This window comes from Kosakonia pseudosacchari, from assembly GCF_015167415.1.
Taxonomy (GTDB): Bacteria; Pseudomonadota; Gammaproteobacteria; order Enterobacterales; family Enterobacteriaceae; genus Kosakonia; species Kosakonia pseudosacchari.
In genome coordinates, this window is sequence record NZ_CP063425.1 from 2,597,711 (window position 1) to 2,611,888 (window position 14,178).

Annotated in this window: 14 protein-coding genes and 1 other annotated feature; of the genes, 5 read left to right on the top strand and 9 right to left on the bottom strand. The window is 52.7% G+C overall.

Features of this window, described 5'->3' with window-relative positions:
• Positions 1–121: 121 nt before the first annotated feature.
• The 5 genes from ymiC to topA all read right to left on the bottom strand — a co-directional run bounded on the left by ymiC (position 122) and on the right by topA (position 4,762).
• Positions 122–220, bottom strand: coding sequence for a small membrane protein YmiC (gene ymiC / locus IP581_RS23905; RefSeq protein ID WP_228007861.1), 99 nt, complete (start codon positions 218–220; stop codon positions 122–124).
• Between the two features lie 138 nt (positions 221–358).
• Positions 359–529: a hypothetical protein gene (locus IP581_RS12160; RefSeq protein WP_193820494.1), complete on the bottom strand. Its 171-nt coding sequence runs from the start codon at positions 527–529 to the stop codon at positions 359–361.
• Between the two features lies 1 nt (position 530).
• On the bottom strand, positions 531–692 hold the full coding sequence (locus IP581_RS12165) for a YmiA family putative membrane protein (protein WP_082071763.1): 162 nt from the start codon (positions 690–692) through the stop codon (positions 531–533).
• 317 nt (positions 693–1,009) lie between these two features.
• The gene (gene cysB, locus IP581_RS12170) at positions 1,010–1,984 is read right to left on the bottom strand and encodes an HTH-type transcriptional regulator CysB (protein ID WP_193820495.1); all 975 of its coding nucleotides are present in this window, start codon (positions 1,982–1,984) and stop codon (positions 1,010–1,012) included.
• 180 nt (positions 1,985–2,164) lie between these two features.
• Entirely contained in the window at positions 2,165–4,762 is a 2,598-nt protein-coding gene (topA, locus tag IP581_RS12175) for a type I DNA topoisomerase (RefSeq protein WP_086868681.1), read from the bottom strand.
• A 395-nt stretch (positions 4,763–5,157) separates the two neighbouring features.
• Here topA and IP581_RS12180 point away from each other — a divergent pair, with 395 nt between their 5' ends.
• Positions 5,158–5,409 carry a YciN family protein gene (locus IP581_RS12180; RefSeq protein WP_193820496.1) on the top strand — a complete coding sequence of 84 codons (252 nt, stop codon included), beginning with the start codon at positions 5,158–5,160 and terminating at the stop codon, positions 5,407–5,409.
• A gap of 30 nt (positions 5,410–5,439) precedes the next feature.
• Here IP581_RS12180 and sohB read toward each other — a convergent pair whose 3' ends face one another.
• Positions 5,440–6,486, bottom strand: coding sequence for a protease SohB (gene sohB, locus IP581_RS12185; protein WP_086868677.1), 1,047 nt, complete (start codon positions 6,484–6,486; stop codon positions 5,440–5,442).
• A 214-nt stretch (positions 6,487–6,700) separates the two neighbouring features.
• Here sohB and IP581_RS12190 point away from each other — a divergent pair, with 214 nt between their 5' ends.
• The gene (locus IP581_RS12190) at positions 6,701–7,456 is read left to right on the top strand and encodes a YciK family oxidoreductase (protein ID WP_193820497.1); all 756 of its coding nucleotides are present in this window, start codon (positions 6,701–6,703) and stop codon (positions 7,454–7,456) included.
• The gene (cobO, locus tag IP581_RS12195; protein ID WP_097401102.1) at positions 7,453–8,043 is read left to right on the top strand and encodes a cob(I)yrinic acid a,c-diamide adenosyltransferase; all 591 of its coding nucleotides are present in this window, start codon (positions 7,453–7,455) and stop codon (positions 8,041–8,043) included. Before IP581_RS12190 ends, cobO begins: the two co-directional genes overlap by 4 nt.
• Positions 8,044–8,250: 207 nt before the next feature.
• On the opposite strand, the gene rluB is transcribed toward cobO, so the two are convergent.
• The 3 genes from rluB to rnm form a co-directional block, all read right to left on the bottom strand.
• Positions 8,251–9,141 carry a 23S rRNA pseudouridine(2605) synthase RluB gene (gene rluB, locus IP581_RS12200; protein WP_097399714.1) on the bottom strand — a complete coding sequence of 297 codons (891 nt, stop codon included), beginning with the start codon at positions 9,139–9,141 and terminating at the stop codon, positions 8,251–8,253.
• A gap of 99 nt (positions 9,142–9,240) precedes the next feature.
• Entirely contained in the window at positions 9,241–9,861 is a 621-nt protein-coding gene (locus tag IP581_RS12205; RefSeq protein ID WP_016495863.1) for an L-threonylcarbamoyladenylate synthase, read from the bottom strand.
• A complete protein-coding gene (rnm, locus tag IP581_RS12210) occupies positions 9,858–10,754 on the bottom strand; it encodes an RNase RNM (protein ID WP_193822688.1) in 897 nt (298 codons plus the stop codon). The genes IP581_RS12205 and rnm overlap by 4 nt, the downstream gene beginning before the upstream one ends.
• Positions 10,755–10,899: 145 nt before the next feature.
• Positions 10,900–10,994, top strand: a sequence feature (Trp leader region).
• A gap of 26 nt (positions 10,995–11,020) precedes the next feature.
• Between rnm and IP581_RS12215 the strand changes: the two genes are divergently transcribed.
• A complete protein-coding gene (locus IP581_RS12215) occupies positions 11,021–12,583 on the top strand; it encodes an anthranilate synthase component 1 (RefSeq protein ID WP_193820498.1) in 1,563 nt (520 codons plus the stop codon).
• Entirely contained in the window at positions 12,583–14,178 is a 1,596-nt protein-coding gene (gene trpD / locus IP581_RS12220; RefSeq protein ID WP_097399711.1) for a bifunctional anthranilate synthase glutamate amidotransferase component TrpG/anthranilate phosphoribosyltransferase TrpD, read from the top strand. The genes IP581_RS12215 and trpD overlap by 1 nt, the downstream gene beginning before the upstream one ends.

A 14,178-nucleotide genomic window follows, 5' to 3' on the forward strand; every position in this document is an offset into this window, starting at 1 on the left:
TTATTAAAGATAACACAAACATATCGTAACGTTTTGATAACAACCAAAATTGCTACAAAAGGGAAAATCTTTGAGGAGAATGGAAATAAAAAACCTCGCAGATGCGAGGTTTTTCAATTCATTACCGAAGGGCAGCCCAGACAATCTGTCCCCAGAAAAGGATGGAAACAGAAAAAGCGGCTAACCATGACCAATATTTCATTCCGCAATCATTACTCATAAATTTATTACCAGAAAATCTATTCATTAAAACTGAGTCATTACTCAATTCATTTATGCTGTGTATTAATTAAAGAGTACAAAAGAACGCATCAATGAATAGCCGGGATAATTTCCCATGTTTATTCTGATGATATATTTATTGTTTTTTGATGTCGTCTTCAGAGAAGGCGTCAATAAAAGCTTGCTGCTGCGGCGTCAGCTTCCAGGAAGCCGGAATAGTGGTCACAGGTTTCTTTTTCGCTTTAGCTGGCGTGTCATGTAACTGACATACTTGCTTAACCGGTTCGAATCGACCTGCTATAGCCATTTTAACCCCAGAATTTCCAGATCAATAACGCAACGACTGCCCAAAACACGGCAGAGCCAAGAAATACCGCCAGCCAGGCTTTACGCTTCAGCTCAGGGTCCCTTTGCGGCTCTTCACTTCCTGATGGCATTGCTAACCTCGTACAATCGACATCACTTATCATTTTGGGTACCAACAATCGGTGTAATTAATCATGAGATGAGACAAATCCTAAAAGAACTTTAGCCGAAAATCCAGTGAATTTACTCACCAATTCCAAAGAAATATTTAATCTTTTGACCCGAAATAAATTATTGAAGTAATAAATTTGCAGAGCGGCAATTTAGTTTCTATTTTTGTCGCTAAATAGTGACAGTGTCGGCTTTAAAATTGTGAAGGCAATCACCCTGAAAGGTGATTGTATTAAAGATGAAGATAATTCTAATTTGGCTTTAGGAGACATTATGGGTATCTTTTCGGGCGATAAGATACCCTCCGGCATTATTTCTGCGGCAACTTAATATCTTTAAACATGGCTTCTATATCATCATTAGAACGCAACGCCACAGCTGCATCGACAACATCGCGCGTTAAATGCGGCGCGAAGCGCTGAATAAAATCATACATATAACTACGCAGGAAGGTGCTGCGACGGAAACCTATTTTTGTGGTGCTGTGACTGAAGATCTCATGCGCATCGAGCTTAACAAGGTCCGGATCGGAGATCGGATCCACCGCCATGCTGGCAATAACCCCTACCCCCAGCCCCAGTCTGACATACGTTTTGATCACGTCCGCATCTGTCGCGGTAAAAACAATTCGTGGCGTCAACCCGGCACGATTAAACGCCGTATCGAGCTCCGAGCGTCCAGTGAAGCCAAAGGTGTACGTCACCAGCGGATATTGCGCCAGCTCATCGATACTGACGGACTGCTTAGACGCCAGCGGGTGATCGGGTGTCACCACGATTGAGCGATTCCAGTGGTAGCACGGTAACATGACCAGATCATCGTAAAGATGCAATGCCTCAGTGGCGATGGCGAAATCAGCATTGCCTTTGGAAACCGCTTCAGCAATCTGTGTTGGCGATCCCTGATGCATGTGTAATGAAACGCGCGGATAACGTTCGATAAACCCTTTAATCACATTAGGCAGTGCATATCGCGCTTGTGTATGCGTGGTAGCGACATACAGCGAGCCTTTATCCGGCCAGGTGTGTTCCCCCGCCACCGATTTAATTGCGTCAACTTTGGACAATACTTCACGCGCAATGCGGATAATTTCCTGTCCGGCGGGCGTTACCTGAGTGAGGTGTTTGCCACTGCGGGCGAAGATTTGTATGCCGAGTTCATCTTCCAGCATGCGAACTTGTTTACTGATGCCAGGCTGAGAGGTATAGAGCCCTTCCGCCGTGGAAGAGACGTTGAGGTTGTGATTCACCACCTCGACGATATAACGAAGCTGCTGTAGTTTCATAACAGACCATCCGAAGTACGCAAACGGGGTTATCGCTTAATACGATTTGATAATAAAAAAGCGGTTAGCTATAACAACTATATCATTTATAGCTTCCGTGTATAGCAGCGAACAAAGAATAATAACGCGCAAATAAAAAGGGCCGGAAAACCGGCCCCTGAAGGTATACGGCTGAAAACACTACTTTTTAGCTTCAGTCCATTTATTGTCGATATAAAACGCTGACCACCCGGTCGCTTTCCCGTCTTTTTCCGAAGCAACATATTGCTGTTTGGTCTTACGGCTGAAACGCACAATGGTTTTATTGCCTTGCGGATCTTCCTGCGGCGCGTCCGCAAGATAGCGCAGTTTTTCCGGCAGACGGTCGCGGAAGCGGTACAGTTCTTCTACCAGCGGTGCACGTGTTTCGCGAGATTTCGGGAACGTATTCGCCGCGAGGAACACACCGGCTGCGCCATCACGCAGAACAAAATAGGCATCCGATTTTTCGCACGGCAGTTCCGGCAACGGTACCGGATCCTCTTTCGGCGGTGCCACTTCACCATTACGCAGGATCTTACGCGTGTTTTTACATTCATCGTTGGTGCAAGCCATATACTTACCAAAACGCCCCATTTTCAGGTGCATTTCAGAACCGCATTTTTCACACTCAACGATTGGGCCGTCATAGCCTTTGATGCGGAATTCGCCCTCTTCAATCTCGTAGCCATCGCAGGTCGGGTTATTACCACAGACATGCAGTTTACGCTTCGGATCGATCAGGTAGCTGTCCATCGCCGTACCACATTTCTGGCAACGACGTTTAGCACGCAGCGCGTTGGTTTCCGCGTCTTCGCCTTCCAGCACATTGAGCACTTCGTTTTCCGGCACCAGGTTAATGGTGGTTTTGCAGCGCTCTTTCGGCGGTAACGCATAGCCGGAACAGCCAAGGAAAACCCCGGTGCTGGCGGTGCGAATACCCATTTTACGGCCACATGTCGGGCAGTCGATGCTGGTCAGCACCATCTGGTTCGGACGCATACCGCCCGCTTCAGGATCCTGTTCAGCTTGTTCCAGTTGGCGAGAGAAATCGCCAAAGAAGCTATCCAGCACCTTGCGCCATTCGGCTTCGTGGTTCGCCACGCGGTCGAGGCTGTCTTCCATCTGTGCGGTAAAATCGTAGTTCATCAGTTCGCGGAAATTCTCTTCCAGACGATCGGTAACAATTTCACCCATTTTTTCCGCGTAGAAACGGCGGCTTTCAACACGCACATAGCCCCGGTCCTGAATGGTCGAGATGATCGACGCATAGGTAGACGGGCGGCCAATACCACGTTTTTCCAGCTCTTTTACCAGCGAAGCTTCGCTAAAACGCGCAGGCGGCTTAGTAAAATGCTGGGCCGGCGTTAACTCGATAAGCGAAAGAACATCGCCTTTATTCACCGCAGGCAACGTACGATCCTCATCGCCTTTGCGCAGCGCGGGCATGACTTTTGTCCAGCCATCAAAACGCAGGATACGACCACGAGCTTTAAGACGGAAATCGCCCGCGCCGACAGTCAGCGTTGTGGAATCATACTGCGCAGGCGTCATCTGACAGGCGACAAACTGGCGCCAGATCAGCTGATAAAGCTTCTGCGCGTCGGCTTCCATGTCTTTTAACGATTCAGCTAACACCGCGACATCAGAAGGACGAATAGCTTCGTGCGCTTCCTGAGAATTCTCTTTGCTGGCGTACTGATTGGCATTCTCCGGCAAGTACTTTTTACCGAAGTTATCAGTAATATAGCTGCGCACCATCGACACAGCGTCCTGACTCAGGTTTGTCGAGTCGGTACGCATATAGGTGATGTAGCCCGCTTCATACAGACGCTGCGCCATCATCATGGTTTTCTTCACGCCAAAACCCAGACGCGTACTGGCGGCCTGTTGCAGCGTAGAAGTAATAAAGGGTGCACCCGGCTTGCTGCTGGTCGGTTTATCTTCCCTCTCCAGCACTGTATAACGCGCTTTTTCCAGCAGGCTGACCGCCGCCATGGTTTGCTCGCGATTAACCGGACGGAAGGCTTTATCACCTTCATGGGTCACCTGCAGCGGCAGCGTATCGCCATTCGGCGTTGCTGTGGCGGCATCAATTTCCCAGAACTCTTCCGGCACAAACGCTTTAATTTCGCGTTCACGCTCCACAACCAAACGCACGGCTACGGACTGTACACGGCCAGCGGAAAGGCCGCGGGCAATTTTCTTCCACAGCAGTGGAGAAACCATGTAGCCCACCACGCGGTCCATAAAACGGCGCGCCTGTTGAGCATTCACACGGTCAATATTCAGTTCGCCCGGCTTTTCAAAGGCCTGACGAATCGCATTCTTGGTAATTTCGTTGAACACTACACGGCTGTAGCGTTTCTCATCGCCACCGATCACTTCCCGCAGGTGCCACGCAATGGCTTCCCCTTCGCGGTCAAGGTCGGTTGCGAGATAGATGTGGTCGGCTTTTTCCGCCAGCGACTTCAGCTCGGAAACCACCTTCTCTTTGCCTGGCAGCACTTCATAATGTGCATCCCAGTTGTGCCATGGGTCGATCCCCATGCGATTGACAAGAGCGCCGCGTTCATCCTTTTTAGGCTTCTTAGCCGTTTTGGCGGAGGCTGAGTCTGCGCTCTTTTTGGGTGCTGAGCCACTGGTCGGCAAATCACGGATATGACCAACGCTGGATTTAACCACATAGTCATTACCCAGATATTTATTGATCGTTTTGGCTTTTGCCGGGGACTCAACGATAACGAGAGCTTTACCCATATTCACCTTTACCTAATTAAATTCTTCCAGAAATTCGTCGCATGTCGCTTCAACCCACCGGCGACGAACATTCAATATTGCGGCGGCGTCAATGGATATCAACCCTTTTTTTAACAAAGCGCGTAAAACGGAGCGTTCAGGTGACTGAGTTTACAGGCTTTTTCGCGCCAGGGCGGAGTAGCACAACGATATTCTGGTCGAATGTCAAGCAAATCTGTTGCCAGATTGACGAAAGCGTCACACTGTACCTGATAAAATTTGTTACGCAACTTTATTAGCATGCAAAGGCGGATCGCGCCAGCACAACGACCGGGCAAAGCCCTTGCAAAAACAGGGAAATTTGCCCGGGAACCGGGCCGGCGGTAAACTGACGAAATTTTTGAAGGAGTAGAAAAATGCAAGAGACATCTCAGCCAATCGATCGCCAGTCTCTGCTTGAACTGGCTAATCGACTTATCAGTGAGCATGAAGACACGCTATCCGGTATCGCCGCCACCGGCGTCAGCCAGCGTAACGGCGTGCTGGTTTTCAGCGGCGAGTATTTTCTTGATGAGCAAGGCTTACCGACGGCGAAAAGCACAGCGGTATTCAATATGTTCAAATACTTAGCGCATGAGCTTTCTGAAAAATATCATCTGATCGACTAAAGAAAACGCGAGGCCTGAGCCTCGCGTTTTTTACATCATCGGTTTTTGCCCGCGCTGCCACCAGCGCATCAACAAGTGATCGATGCTTTCCATCGCACTGCCCGTAAACCGCTCCATCAGTTTTTTACGTTGCTGATAACGCACGCCAATCACTTCGTGATCTTCGATAAGACCCAACAGCAGATCGTCGCTGGTGCCAATGGCGTCAATCAACCCTTTATCAAGTGCCTGGGAGCCGTACCAGTGCTCGCCCGTCGCCACGCTTTCAATATCCAGTTCAGGCCGCATCTGGTGAACAAAACCTTTAAACAGATCGTGAGTTTCGTTCAGGCTCTCGCGAAATTTCTGCCGCCCTTCTTCCGTATTTTCGCCAAGCAGTGTCAGAGTACGTTTGAACTGGCCCGCCGTGTGCAGCTCAATGTCGATCTCTTTGCCTTTGAGGAAGCGGTTAAAGTTGGGGATCTGCGCTACCACGCCGATAGAACCAATGATTGCGAACGGTGCCGCAACAATTTTATCGGCCACACAAGCCATCATATAGCCGCCGCTGGCAGCCACTTTGTCGACAGCGATGGTCAATGGAATGTGCTTGTCACGCAGACGTTGTAACTGGGAAGCGGCAAGACCGTAACCATGTACCACGCCTCCCGGGCTTTCCAGGCGCACAACAACTTGATCCTGCGGCGTTGCCACCGCCAGCACCGCGGTTATCTCTTCACGTAATGCGTTGACTTCGCCCGCGTCCATGCTGCCTTTAAAATCGAGCACATAGGCACGCGGTGTGCCTTTTTCTTGCTGTTCACTGTCCTTCGCCTTCGCTTTTGCCGCTTTCGCTTCCAGCTTCAGTTTTTTCTTCTGCGCTTTGTGCCAACGTTTCTGTTGATGCTCATCCAGCAAGGAGACTGACATCTCCTCTTGCATCTCTTTATATTGCTCACTCAAACGGGTGACTTTCAGCTCTCCCCGCTGGCGTTTGCGCTGTGTCAAATTAACAATCAGCACGGCTACAACAGCTATCGCCACGACCACAGTCGCGATTTTGGCCAGAAACAGGCCATACTCAGACAGTAATTCCATGCATACCACCTCGATTACACCACTCGACAATCGCACCAGTGTACATGAGCGATGCTGGCACGTCTCGCGTAAGCCATTGGTACAATGTGCCATGTTGCTGAATTTTTTCGTAAAGGTCGCGTAACCTTCCCGCAGGCTGATTGAAATAGCCCTCTGTTTAAGGCATAAAGCCAACATGTGAAGGCGATAACAGGCCCTGGCCTGAGGAGAGAGTGTGTATTATCAGCCACAACGCGATTTGTTAAACGATCGCATTATTCTGGTGACCGGTGCCAGCGACGGCATCGGTAAAGAAGCGGCGCTGACCTACGCCCGCCACGGCGCGAGCCTCATTTTACTGGGCCGAAACGAAGCGAAATTACAGCAAGTTGCGCGCGAGGTTGAACAAGAAGGCCAGCGCGCGCAGTGGTTTACCCTCGATATGGCAAATTGTACCCCGGAAATGTGCCAGCAACTGGCCGATGCCATTGCGGCGACCGTGCCGCGCCTGGACGGTGTATTGCATAATGCCGGTTTACTCGGGGATGTCGCGCCAATGAGCGAGCAGGTTCCGGCCGTCTGGAACGAGGTGATGCAGGTCAACGTCAATGCCACCTTTTATCTCACTCAGGCGCTTCTTCCTTTATTACTTAAATCGGACTGCGGCTCTCTGGTTTTCACCTCCTCGAGTGTTGGACGCAAGGGACGTGCCAACTGGGGCGCTTACGCTGTGTCGAAATTTGCCACCGAAGGGATGATGCAGGTACTGGCCGAAGAGTATCAAAACCGTGTGCGGGTCAACTGTATTAACCCTGGCGGTACGCGCACCAAAATGCGTGCCAGCGCCTTTCCAACCGAAGATCCAGATAAACTGAAAACCCCCGCCGATATTATGCCGCTTTACCTGTGGCTGATGGGCGATGACAGCCGCCGTAAAACCGGGATGAGTTTTGATGCCCAACCGGGGCGCAAACCAGGAATTTCACAATGAGCGAAGAACGCTATCAGCAGCGCCAGCAGCGCGTAAAAGAGCGTGTCGATGCGCGCGTCGCCGCCGCGCAGGATGAACGCGGGATCATTATTGTCTTTACCGGGAACGGCAAAGGGAAAACCACCGCCGCGTTCGGTACTGCAACACGCGCCGTCGGCCATGGAAAAAAAGTGGGCGCGATTCAGTTTATCAAAGGGACGTGGCCGAATGGCGAACGCAACCTGCTGGAGCCACTGGGCGTGGAATTCCAGGTGATGGCAACCGGTTTTACCTGGGATACACAAAACCGCGAAAGCGACACCGCCGCGTGCCTGGCGGTCTGGCAACATGCCGAACGAATGCTGGCCGATCCTGCGCTTGATATGGTGCTATTGGATGAACTGACCTATATGGTGGCTTATGATTACCTGCCGCTGGAAACGGTACTGGAGGCGTTACGCAAACGCCCGGCAAACCAGACGGTCATAATCACCGGACGCGGCTGCCACCGCGATATTCTTGACCTGGCGGATACTGTCAGTGAATTACGGCCAGTGAAACACGCTTTTGAGGCGGGAGTGAAAGCACAACAAGGTATAGATTACTGACGCAATGTAAGCCTTCGGTCATCGAAAGCGGAGCTTTTTTGTCTCAGGAAGCCGAGCCGGAATCTTAACAAGCAACGTCTGTCAGCACGTGAGATTTCACGCAAGCGATCAGGTTGAACCAAATCAGCTCCACATCCGCTGGCAAGGATTTTCGGCTCGCAACAAAAAAAGGGGCTTTCGCCCCTTTTCTCTTATTCTTTATAAAAATCAGTCGCTTTTATTACGTGAACTGCCGGGACGACGACCACCACCGGACTTGCCAGCCGGTTGGCTGTGGCGTTTCACCGCACGACGGATCTGGTTCGCTTTCATGCGACGGCGATCCTTCTCCACGGCCACTTTGGATTGCGTTTCCGCGTCCAGTCCCACCAGCTCACGCAGGTAGTTGGTTTGTGCTAAATCCAGCTCCGTCCAGCCGCCGCGCGGCAAGCCTTTTGGCAGCGGAATATCACCGTAGCGTACGCGGATCAGGCGACTGACCTGTACGCCAACCGCTTCCCACAGGCGACGCACTTCACGGTTACGCCCTTCAGTCAGGGTGACGTTGTACCACTGGTTAATGCCTTCGCCCCCGCTGAACTTGATGGTTTTGAACGCCGCCGGCCCATCTTCCAGCTGCACACCACGCGACAGATCGCGCAATTTCGCATCATCGACTTCGCCAAAGACTCGGACGGCGTATTCACGCTCAACTTCACGGCTCGGGTGCATCAGGCGGTTCGCCAGTTCACCATCGGTGGTAAACAGCAACAGGCCGCAAGTATTAACGTCGAGGCGACCTACCGCGATCCAGCGCGCACCGCGCAGTTTCGGCAGACGATCAAAAACAGTCGGGCGTCCTTCCGGATCGTTACGCGTACAGAGTTCACCTTCCGGTTTGTAGTACGCCAGCACGCGGCAAATCTGCTCCACGGACTCTTTCACCGAAATGAGGTGACCATCGATGCGAATTTTCAGACCAGGCGTCACTTCCACGCGATCTCCCAGCGTGGCGATTTTGCCGTCCACGCTTACGCGGCCAGCCTCAATAATAGATTCGATTTCACGGCGGGAACCGTGGCCAGCTCGCGCCAGCACTTTTTGTAGTTTCTCGCTCATAGAGCTTCCTTCAGGTGTCGCCTTCACAGGCGTCGAATAGGGTCATCAGGTCGGCGAAGCCGCTGCTGAAATGGCCGCGTAGTATAGCGGCTTGCGCCACTATAAGAAAGGCTTAACGTCGCCAACCCCTTCGCGAATAACCTCCGGTGTTGATTCAGTTAAATCCACCACCGTCGTCGGTTGTTGACCGAGATAGCCACCGTGGATAATTAAATCCACCACTTTTTCCAGCCGATCTTTAATTTCATCCGGATCGGATTCGGTAAAATCACTGCCCGGCAGCATTAACGAGGTGGAAAGCATCGGCTCGTTGAGCGTTTCCAGCAGCGCCAGCGCAATCGGGTTTGACGGCACGCGCAGACCAATCGTTTTACGTTTTTCCTGCAATAAACGGCGCGGCACCTCTTTTGTACCTTTCAGGATAAACGTGTAATTGCCAGGCGTATTATTTTTAATCAGGCGAAAGGCCACATTATCGACAAAAGCATAGGTCGACAGTTCCGATAAATCACGGCACATCAGCGTGAAGTTGTGGCCATCCGGCAGGTGGCGAATGCGGCAAATACGCTCCATCGCCCCTTTGTCTTCAATTTTGCAGCCCAACGCATAACCGGAATCGGTGGGATACACGATGACGCCGCCTTTACGCACAATTTCTACCGCCTGGTTAATCAAACGCGGCTGGGGGTTTTCCGGATGAATATAAAAAAATTGACTCATACTTCCCTCTCTCTGTTCTGTTGCGGCTGCTCCCATTTCAGCCATACGCCATCAACACCGGCCGGAAGCCAGAGTTTGCGCCCCAGTTCAATCCATGGGCAAGGCTGATGGAAATCCGACCCTTGCGACGCCAGTAAACCAAACTGACGGGCATACGCGGCGAGCTGCGTTCGCTCGTTGGGAGCCTGCTGGCATTGGGCGACTTCCATCGCCTCACCGCCGCACTGTGCAAAATACGCCAGCAGTCTTTTCAGCCATTTAGCAGAAAGGTTATAGCGACCAGGATGGGCCATTACTGCCGTTCCGCCAGAATGATGAATCACATCAATAGCTTGTTCTATTGTACACCACTGGGGAGGAACGTATCCCGTTTTCCCCCGTGCAAGATACTTTTTAAACACATCGGCAATATTGCTCGCTTTGCCCTGTTCCACCAGGAAACGGGCAAAGTGCCCGCGCGTTACGTTCGCCCCCTGCGCCAGCCGTTGAGCGCCTTCCCACGCACCGGGAATGTGCGCTTTTTCTAAACGTTCAGCAATCAGCTTCGCCCGCTGAACCCGGCGTTCAGATTGCGCCTGCAAAAAAGTGCGCATCGCCGGGTGGTCAATATCAATATTCAGACCAACAATATGTATTTCGTGATTTTCCCAGACGGTGGAGATCTCCACACCGCTGATAAGCTGTAAATCCAGCCCGGCGCGGACAATTTCCGCACGGGCAACAGGAATGGCATCGATGGTATCGTGGTCGGTTATCGCCAGCGTACCGACGCGCATTTCAATCGCACGATGCACCAGTTGTTCGGGGGAAAGCAGACCATCAGAGGCCGTCGTATGGCTGTGAAGATCGTAAATAATGGCGTAATTCGTGTCGCTCAAAGCGGCTCCGCTAATTCATCAGGACGTCGGTTTGTCGCCTATCATACAGTCCAGAGAATATTTTCTGAATTCGAGGTTGACTTTCTTTTCCTGAACCAGTTAACTAGTACGCAAGTTCACACAACAAGGTATCGCAAACATGAATGCACATTTCTCTGTTACTCGCTGGTGGCGCACTCCCTGACAAGGGCTGTGAGATCACGTGCGCATTCAGCATACCGATACCAGGCCCGCTCATCCAGCGGGCTTTTTTTTGAACAAAATAAATAATGAGAGCGACTATGCAAACGCAAAAACCAGCACTCGAACTTCTGACCAGCAACGCCAGCTACCGCAGTAACCCGACGGCGCTGTTCCATCAATTGTGCGCCACCCGCCCGGCAACGTTGCTACTGGAATCAGCAGATATTGACAGTAAAAGCGACTTAAAAAGCCTGTTGCTGGTTGATAGCGCATTGCGTATCACCGCGCTGGGTGACACTGTCACTATTTCAGCATTAACTGAAAATGGCGCCGCACTGCTGGCGCTGCTGGATAACGCCCTTCCGGCCGGTGTTGAAAACACCCTGCTGCCTGAAGGTCGCGAACTGCGGTTCCCGCCGGTCAGCAGCCTGCTGGACGAAGATGCACGTCTCTGCTCGCTTTCCGTGTTTGATGCTTTTCGCTTGTTACAAAACCTGGTCGATGTCCCTGCCGATGAACGCGAAGCCATGTTTTTTGGCGGCTTGTTCGCGTATGACCTGGTGGCCGGTTTTGAAGACTTACCGCAGCTGACGCACGATCGCCGTTGCCCGGACTACTGCTTTTATCTCGCCGAAACCTTACTGGTGATCGACCACCAGAAACAGCAAACGCGTATCCAGGCCAGCTTATTTACCCCTTCAGCACAGGAAAAAGACCGCCTGCTTCAGCGCATCGACACCCTGCGCCAGCAGTTGGATCGGCCCGCCGAGCCGTTGCCGGTCGAGAAAGTTGAACATATGCGCTGCGACTGCAACCAGAGTGATGAAGAGTACGGCGCAGTGGTTCGCGACATGCAAAAAGCGATTCGCGCGGGCGAGATTTTCCAGGTGGTGCCTTCTCGCCGCTTCACCCTACCTTGCCCTTCGCCGCTGGCTGCTTATGAAGTGTTAAAAAAGAGCAATCCCAGCCCGTACATGTTCTTCATGCAGGATAACGATTTCACCCTGTTCGGAGCCTCCCCGGAAAGCTCGCTGAAATACGACGCCAGCAACCGCCAGATTGAGATCTACCCTATCGCCGGCACACGTCCACGCGGACGCCGCCCGGATGGTTCGCTGGATCGCGATCTTGACAGCCGCATTGAGCTGGAGATGCGTACCGACCACAAAGAGCTGTCAGAACACTTAATGCTGGTGGATCTGGCGCGCAATGATCTGGCGCGCATCTGCACCCCCGGCAGCCGCTATGTCGCCGATTTGACCAAAGTCGATCGCTACTCTTACGTCATGCACCTGGTTTCACGCGTGGTGGGTGAACTGCGTCAGGATCTTGATGTTCTGCACGCCTACCGCGCCTGCATGAACATGGGCACCCTGAGCGGTGCGCCGAAAGTGCGTGCAATGCAGTTAATTGCTAAAGCGGAGGGCGCGCGCCGCGGTAGTTACGGCGGTGCGGTGGGTTATTTCACTGCGCATGGCGATCTGGATACCTGCATCGTGATTCGTTCTGCGTGGGTGGAGGATGGTGTGGCAACGGTACAGGCAGGCGCTGGTGTAGTGCTGGATTCCGTTCCGCAATCTGAAGCCGATGAAACCCGTAATAAAGCCCGCGCGGTTCTGCGCGCTATCGCCACCGCACACCACGCTCAGGAGACTTTCTGATGGCTGACATTCTGCTGCTTGATAATATCGATTCCTTTACTTACAACCTGGCGGATCAGCTGCGTGCGAGCGGACACAACGTGGTGATTTACCGTAACCATGTTCCGGCACAGACCTTGATTGACCGCCTTCAGACGATGCAAAACCCGGTGCTGATGCTTTCACCTGGCCCGGGGGCACCTTCTGAAGCGGGCTGCATGCCGGAACTGCTTACGCGGATGCGCGGCAAGTTACCGATTATCGGCATCTGCCTCGGTCACCAGGCGATTGTTGAAGCCTATGGCGGCTACGTCGGCCAGGCGGGTGAAATCCTGCATGGTAAAGCCTCAAGTATCGAACACGATGGCCAGGCCATGTTCGCGGGCTTAAGCAACCCGCTTCCCGTTGCGCGTTACCACTCGCTGGTGGGCAGTAACATCCCGGCAGGATTAACCATCAATGCCCACTTTAACGGCATGGTGATGGCGGTACGTCACGACGCCGATCGCGTGTGTGGTTTCCAGTTCCACCCGGAGTCGATTTTAACCACGCAAGGCGCACGTTTGCTGGAGCAAACCCTGGCATGGGCGCTGCAAAAACTGGAGCAGACGAATACCCTGCAACCGATTCTGGAAAAACTCTATCAGGCGCAAACGCTCAGCCAGCAGGAGAGCCACCAGCTTTTCTCTGCGGTGGTGCGCGGCGAGCTGAAGCCGGAACAACTGGCGGCCGCACTGGTGAGTATGAAAATTCGCGGTGAGCATCCCAATGAGATCGCCGGAGCCGCCACTGCACTGCTGGAGAATGCCGCGCCGTTCCCGCGCCCGGACTATGCTTTTGCCGATATTGTCGGCACGGGTGGCGACGGCAGCAACAGCATCAATATTTCCACCGCCAGCGCATTTGTCGCCGCGGCGTGCGGGCTGAAAGTCGCCAAACACGGCAATCGCAGCGTTTCGAGCCGTTCCGGATCTTCGGATTTGCTGGCGGCATTTGGTATCAATCTGGACATGAATGCCGATAAATCGCGTACCGCGCTGGATGAGCTGGGTGTCTGTTTCCTGTTTGCACCGAAGTACCACACCGGTTTTCGCCACGCAATGCCGGTACGCCAGCAGTTGAAAACCCGAACCCTGTTCAACGTGCTCGGCCCGTTGATTAACCCGGCGCATCCGCCGCTGGCGCTGATCGGCGTCTACAGCCCGGAGCTGGTGCTGCCGATTGCCGAAACCCTGCGCGTACTCGGTTATCAACGTGCGGCGGTCGTGCATAGCGGCGGCATGGACGAAGTATCACTGCATGCACCTACACTGGTTGCTGAATTGCACGATGGCGAAATCAAAAGTTACCAACTCACCGCTGCCGATTTTGGCCTGACGCCGTACCATCAGGAGGCGCTGGCGGGCGGTACACCGGAAGAAAACCGTGACATTCTGACACGCTTACTCCAGGGTAAAGGTGAGGCCGCGCATGAAGCCGCCGTCGCCGCCAATGTCGCCATGTTGATGCGTCTGCACGGTGAAGAGGATTTACAGGCCAACGCGCAAAAAGTTCTGGATGTGCTGCACAGCGGAGCAGCCTACGACAAAGTCACCGCACTTGCGGCAAGAGGATAA

Bases quoted from the DNA above. Each gene is read 5' to 3' on its own strand.
- sohB (WP_086868677.1), bottom strand. From the start codon at position 6,486: ATGGAATTACTGTCTGAGTATGGCCTGTTTCTGGCCAAAATCGCGACT.
- cobO (WP_097401102.1), top strand. From the start codon at position 7,453: ATGAGCGAAGAACGCTATCAGCAGCGCCAGCAGCGCGTAAAAGAGCGT.
- IP581_RS12205 (WP_016495863.1), bottom strand. From the start codon at position 9,861: ATGAGTCAATTTTTTTATATTCATCCGGAAAACCCCCAGCCGCGTTTG.
- topA (WP_086868681.1), bottom strand. From the start codon at position 4,762: ATGGGTAAAGCTCTCGTTATCGTTGAGTCCCCGGCAAAAGCCAAAACG.
- IP581_RS12165 (WP_082071763.1), bottom strand. From the start codon at position 692: ATGATAAGTGATGTCGATTGTACGAGGTTAGCAATGCCATCAGGAAGT.
- IP581_RS12180 (WP_193820496.1), top strand. From the start codon at position 5,158: ATGCAAGAGACATCTCAGCCAATCGATCGCCAGTCTCTGCTTGAACTG.
- IP581_RS12215 (WP_193820498.1), top strand. From the start codon at position 11,021: ATGCAAACGCAAAAACCAGCACTCGAACTTCTGACCAGCAACGCCAGC.
- IP581_RS12160 (WP_193820494.1), bottom strand. From the start codon at position 529: ATGGCTATAGCAGGTCGATTCGAACCGGTTAAGCAAGTATGTCAGTTA.
- trpD (WP_097399711.1), top strand. From the start codon at position 12,583: ATGGCTGACATTCTGCTGCTTGATAATATCGATTCCTTTACTTACAAC.
- rluB (WP_097399714.1), bottom strand. From the start codon at position 9,141: ATGAGCGAGAAACTACAAAAAGTGCTGGCGCGAGCTGGCCACGGTTCC.
- ymiC (WP_228007861.1), bottom strand. From the start codon at position 220: ATGAGTAATGATTGCGGAATGAAATATTGGTCATGGTTAGCCGCTTTT.
- cysB (WP_193820495.1), bottom strand. From the start codon at position 1,984: ATGAAACTACAGCAGCTTCGTTATATCGTCGAGGTGGTGAATCACAAC.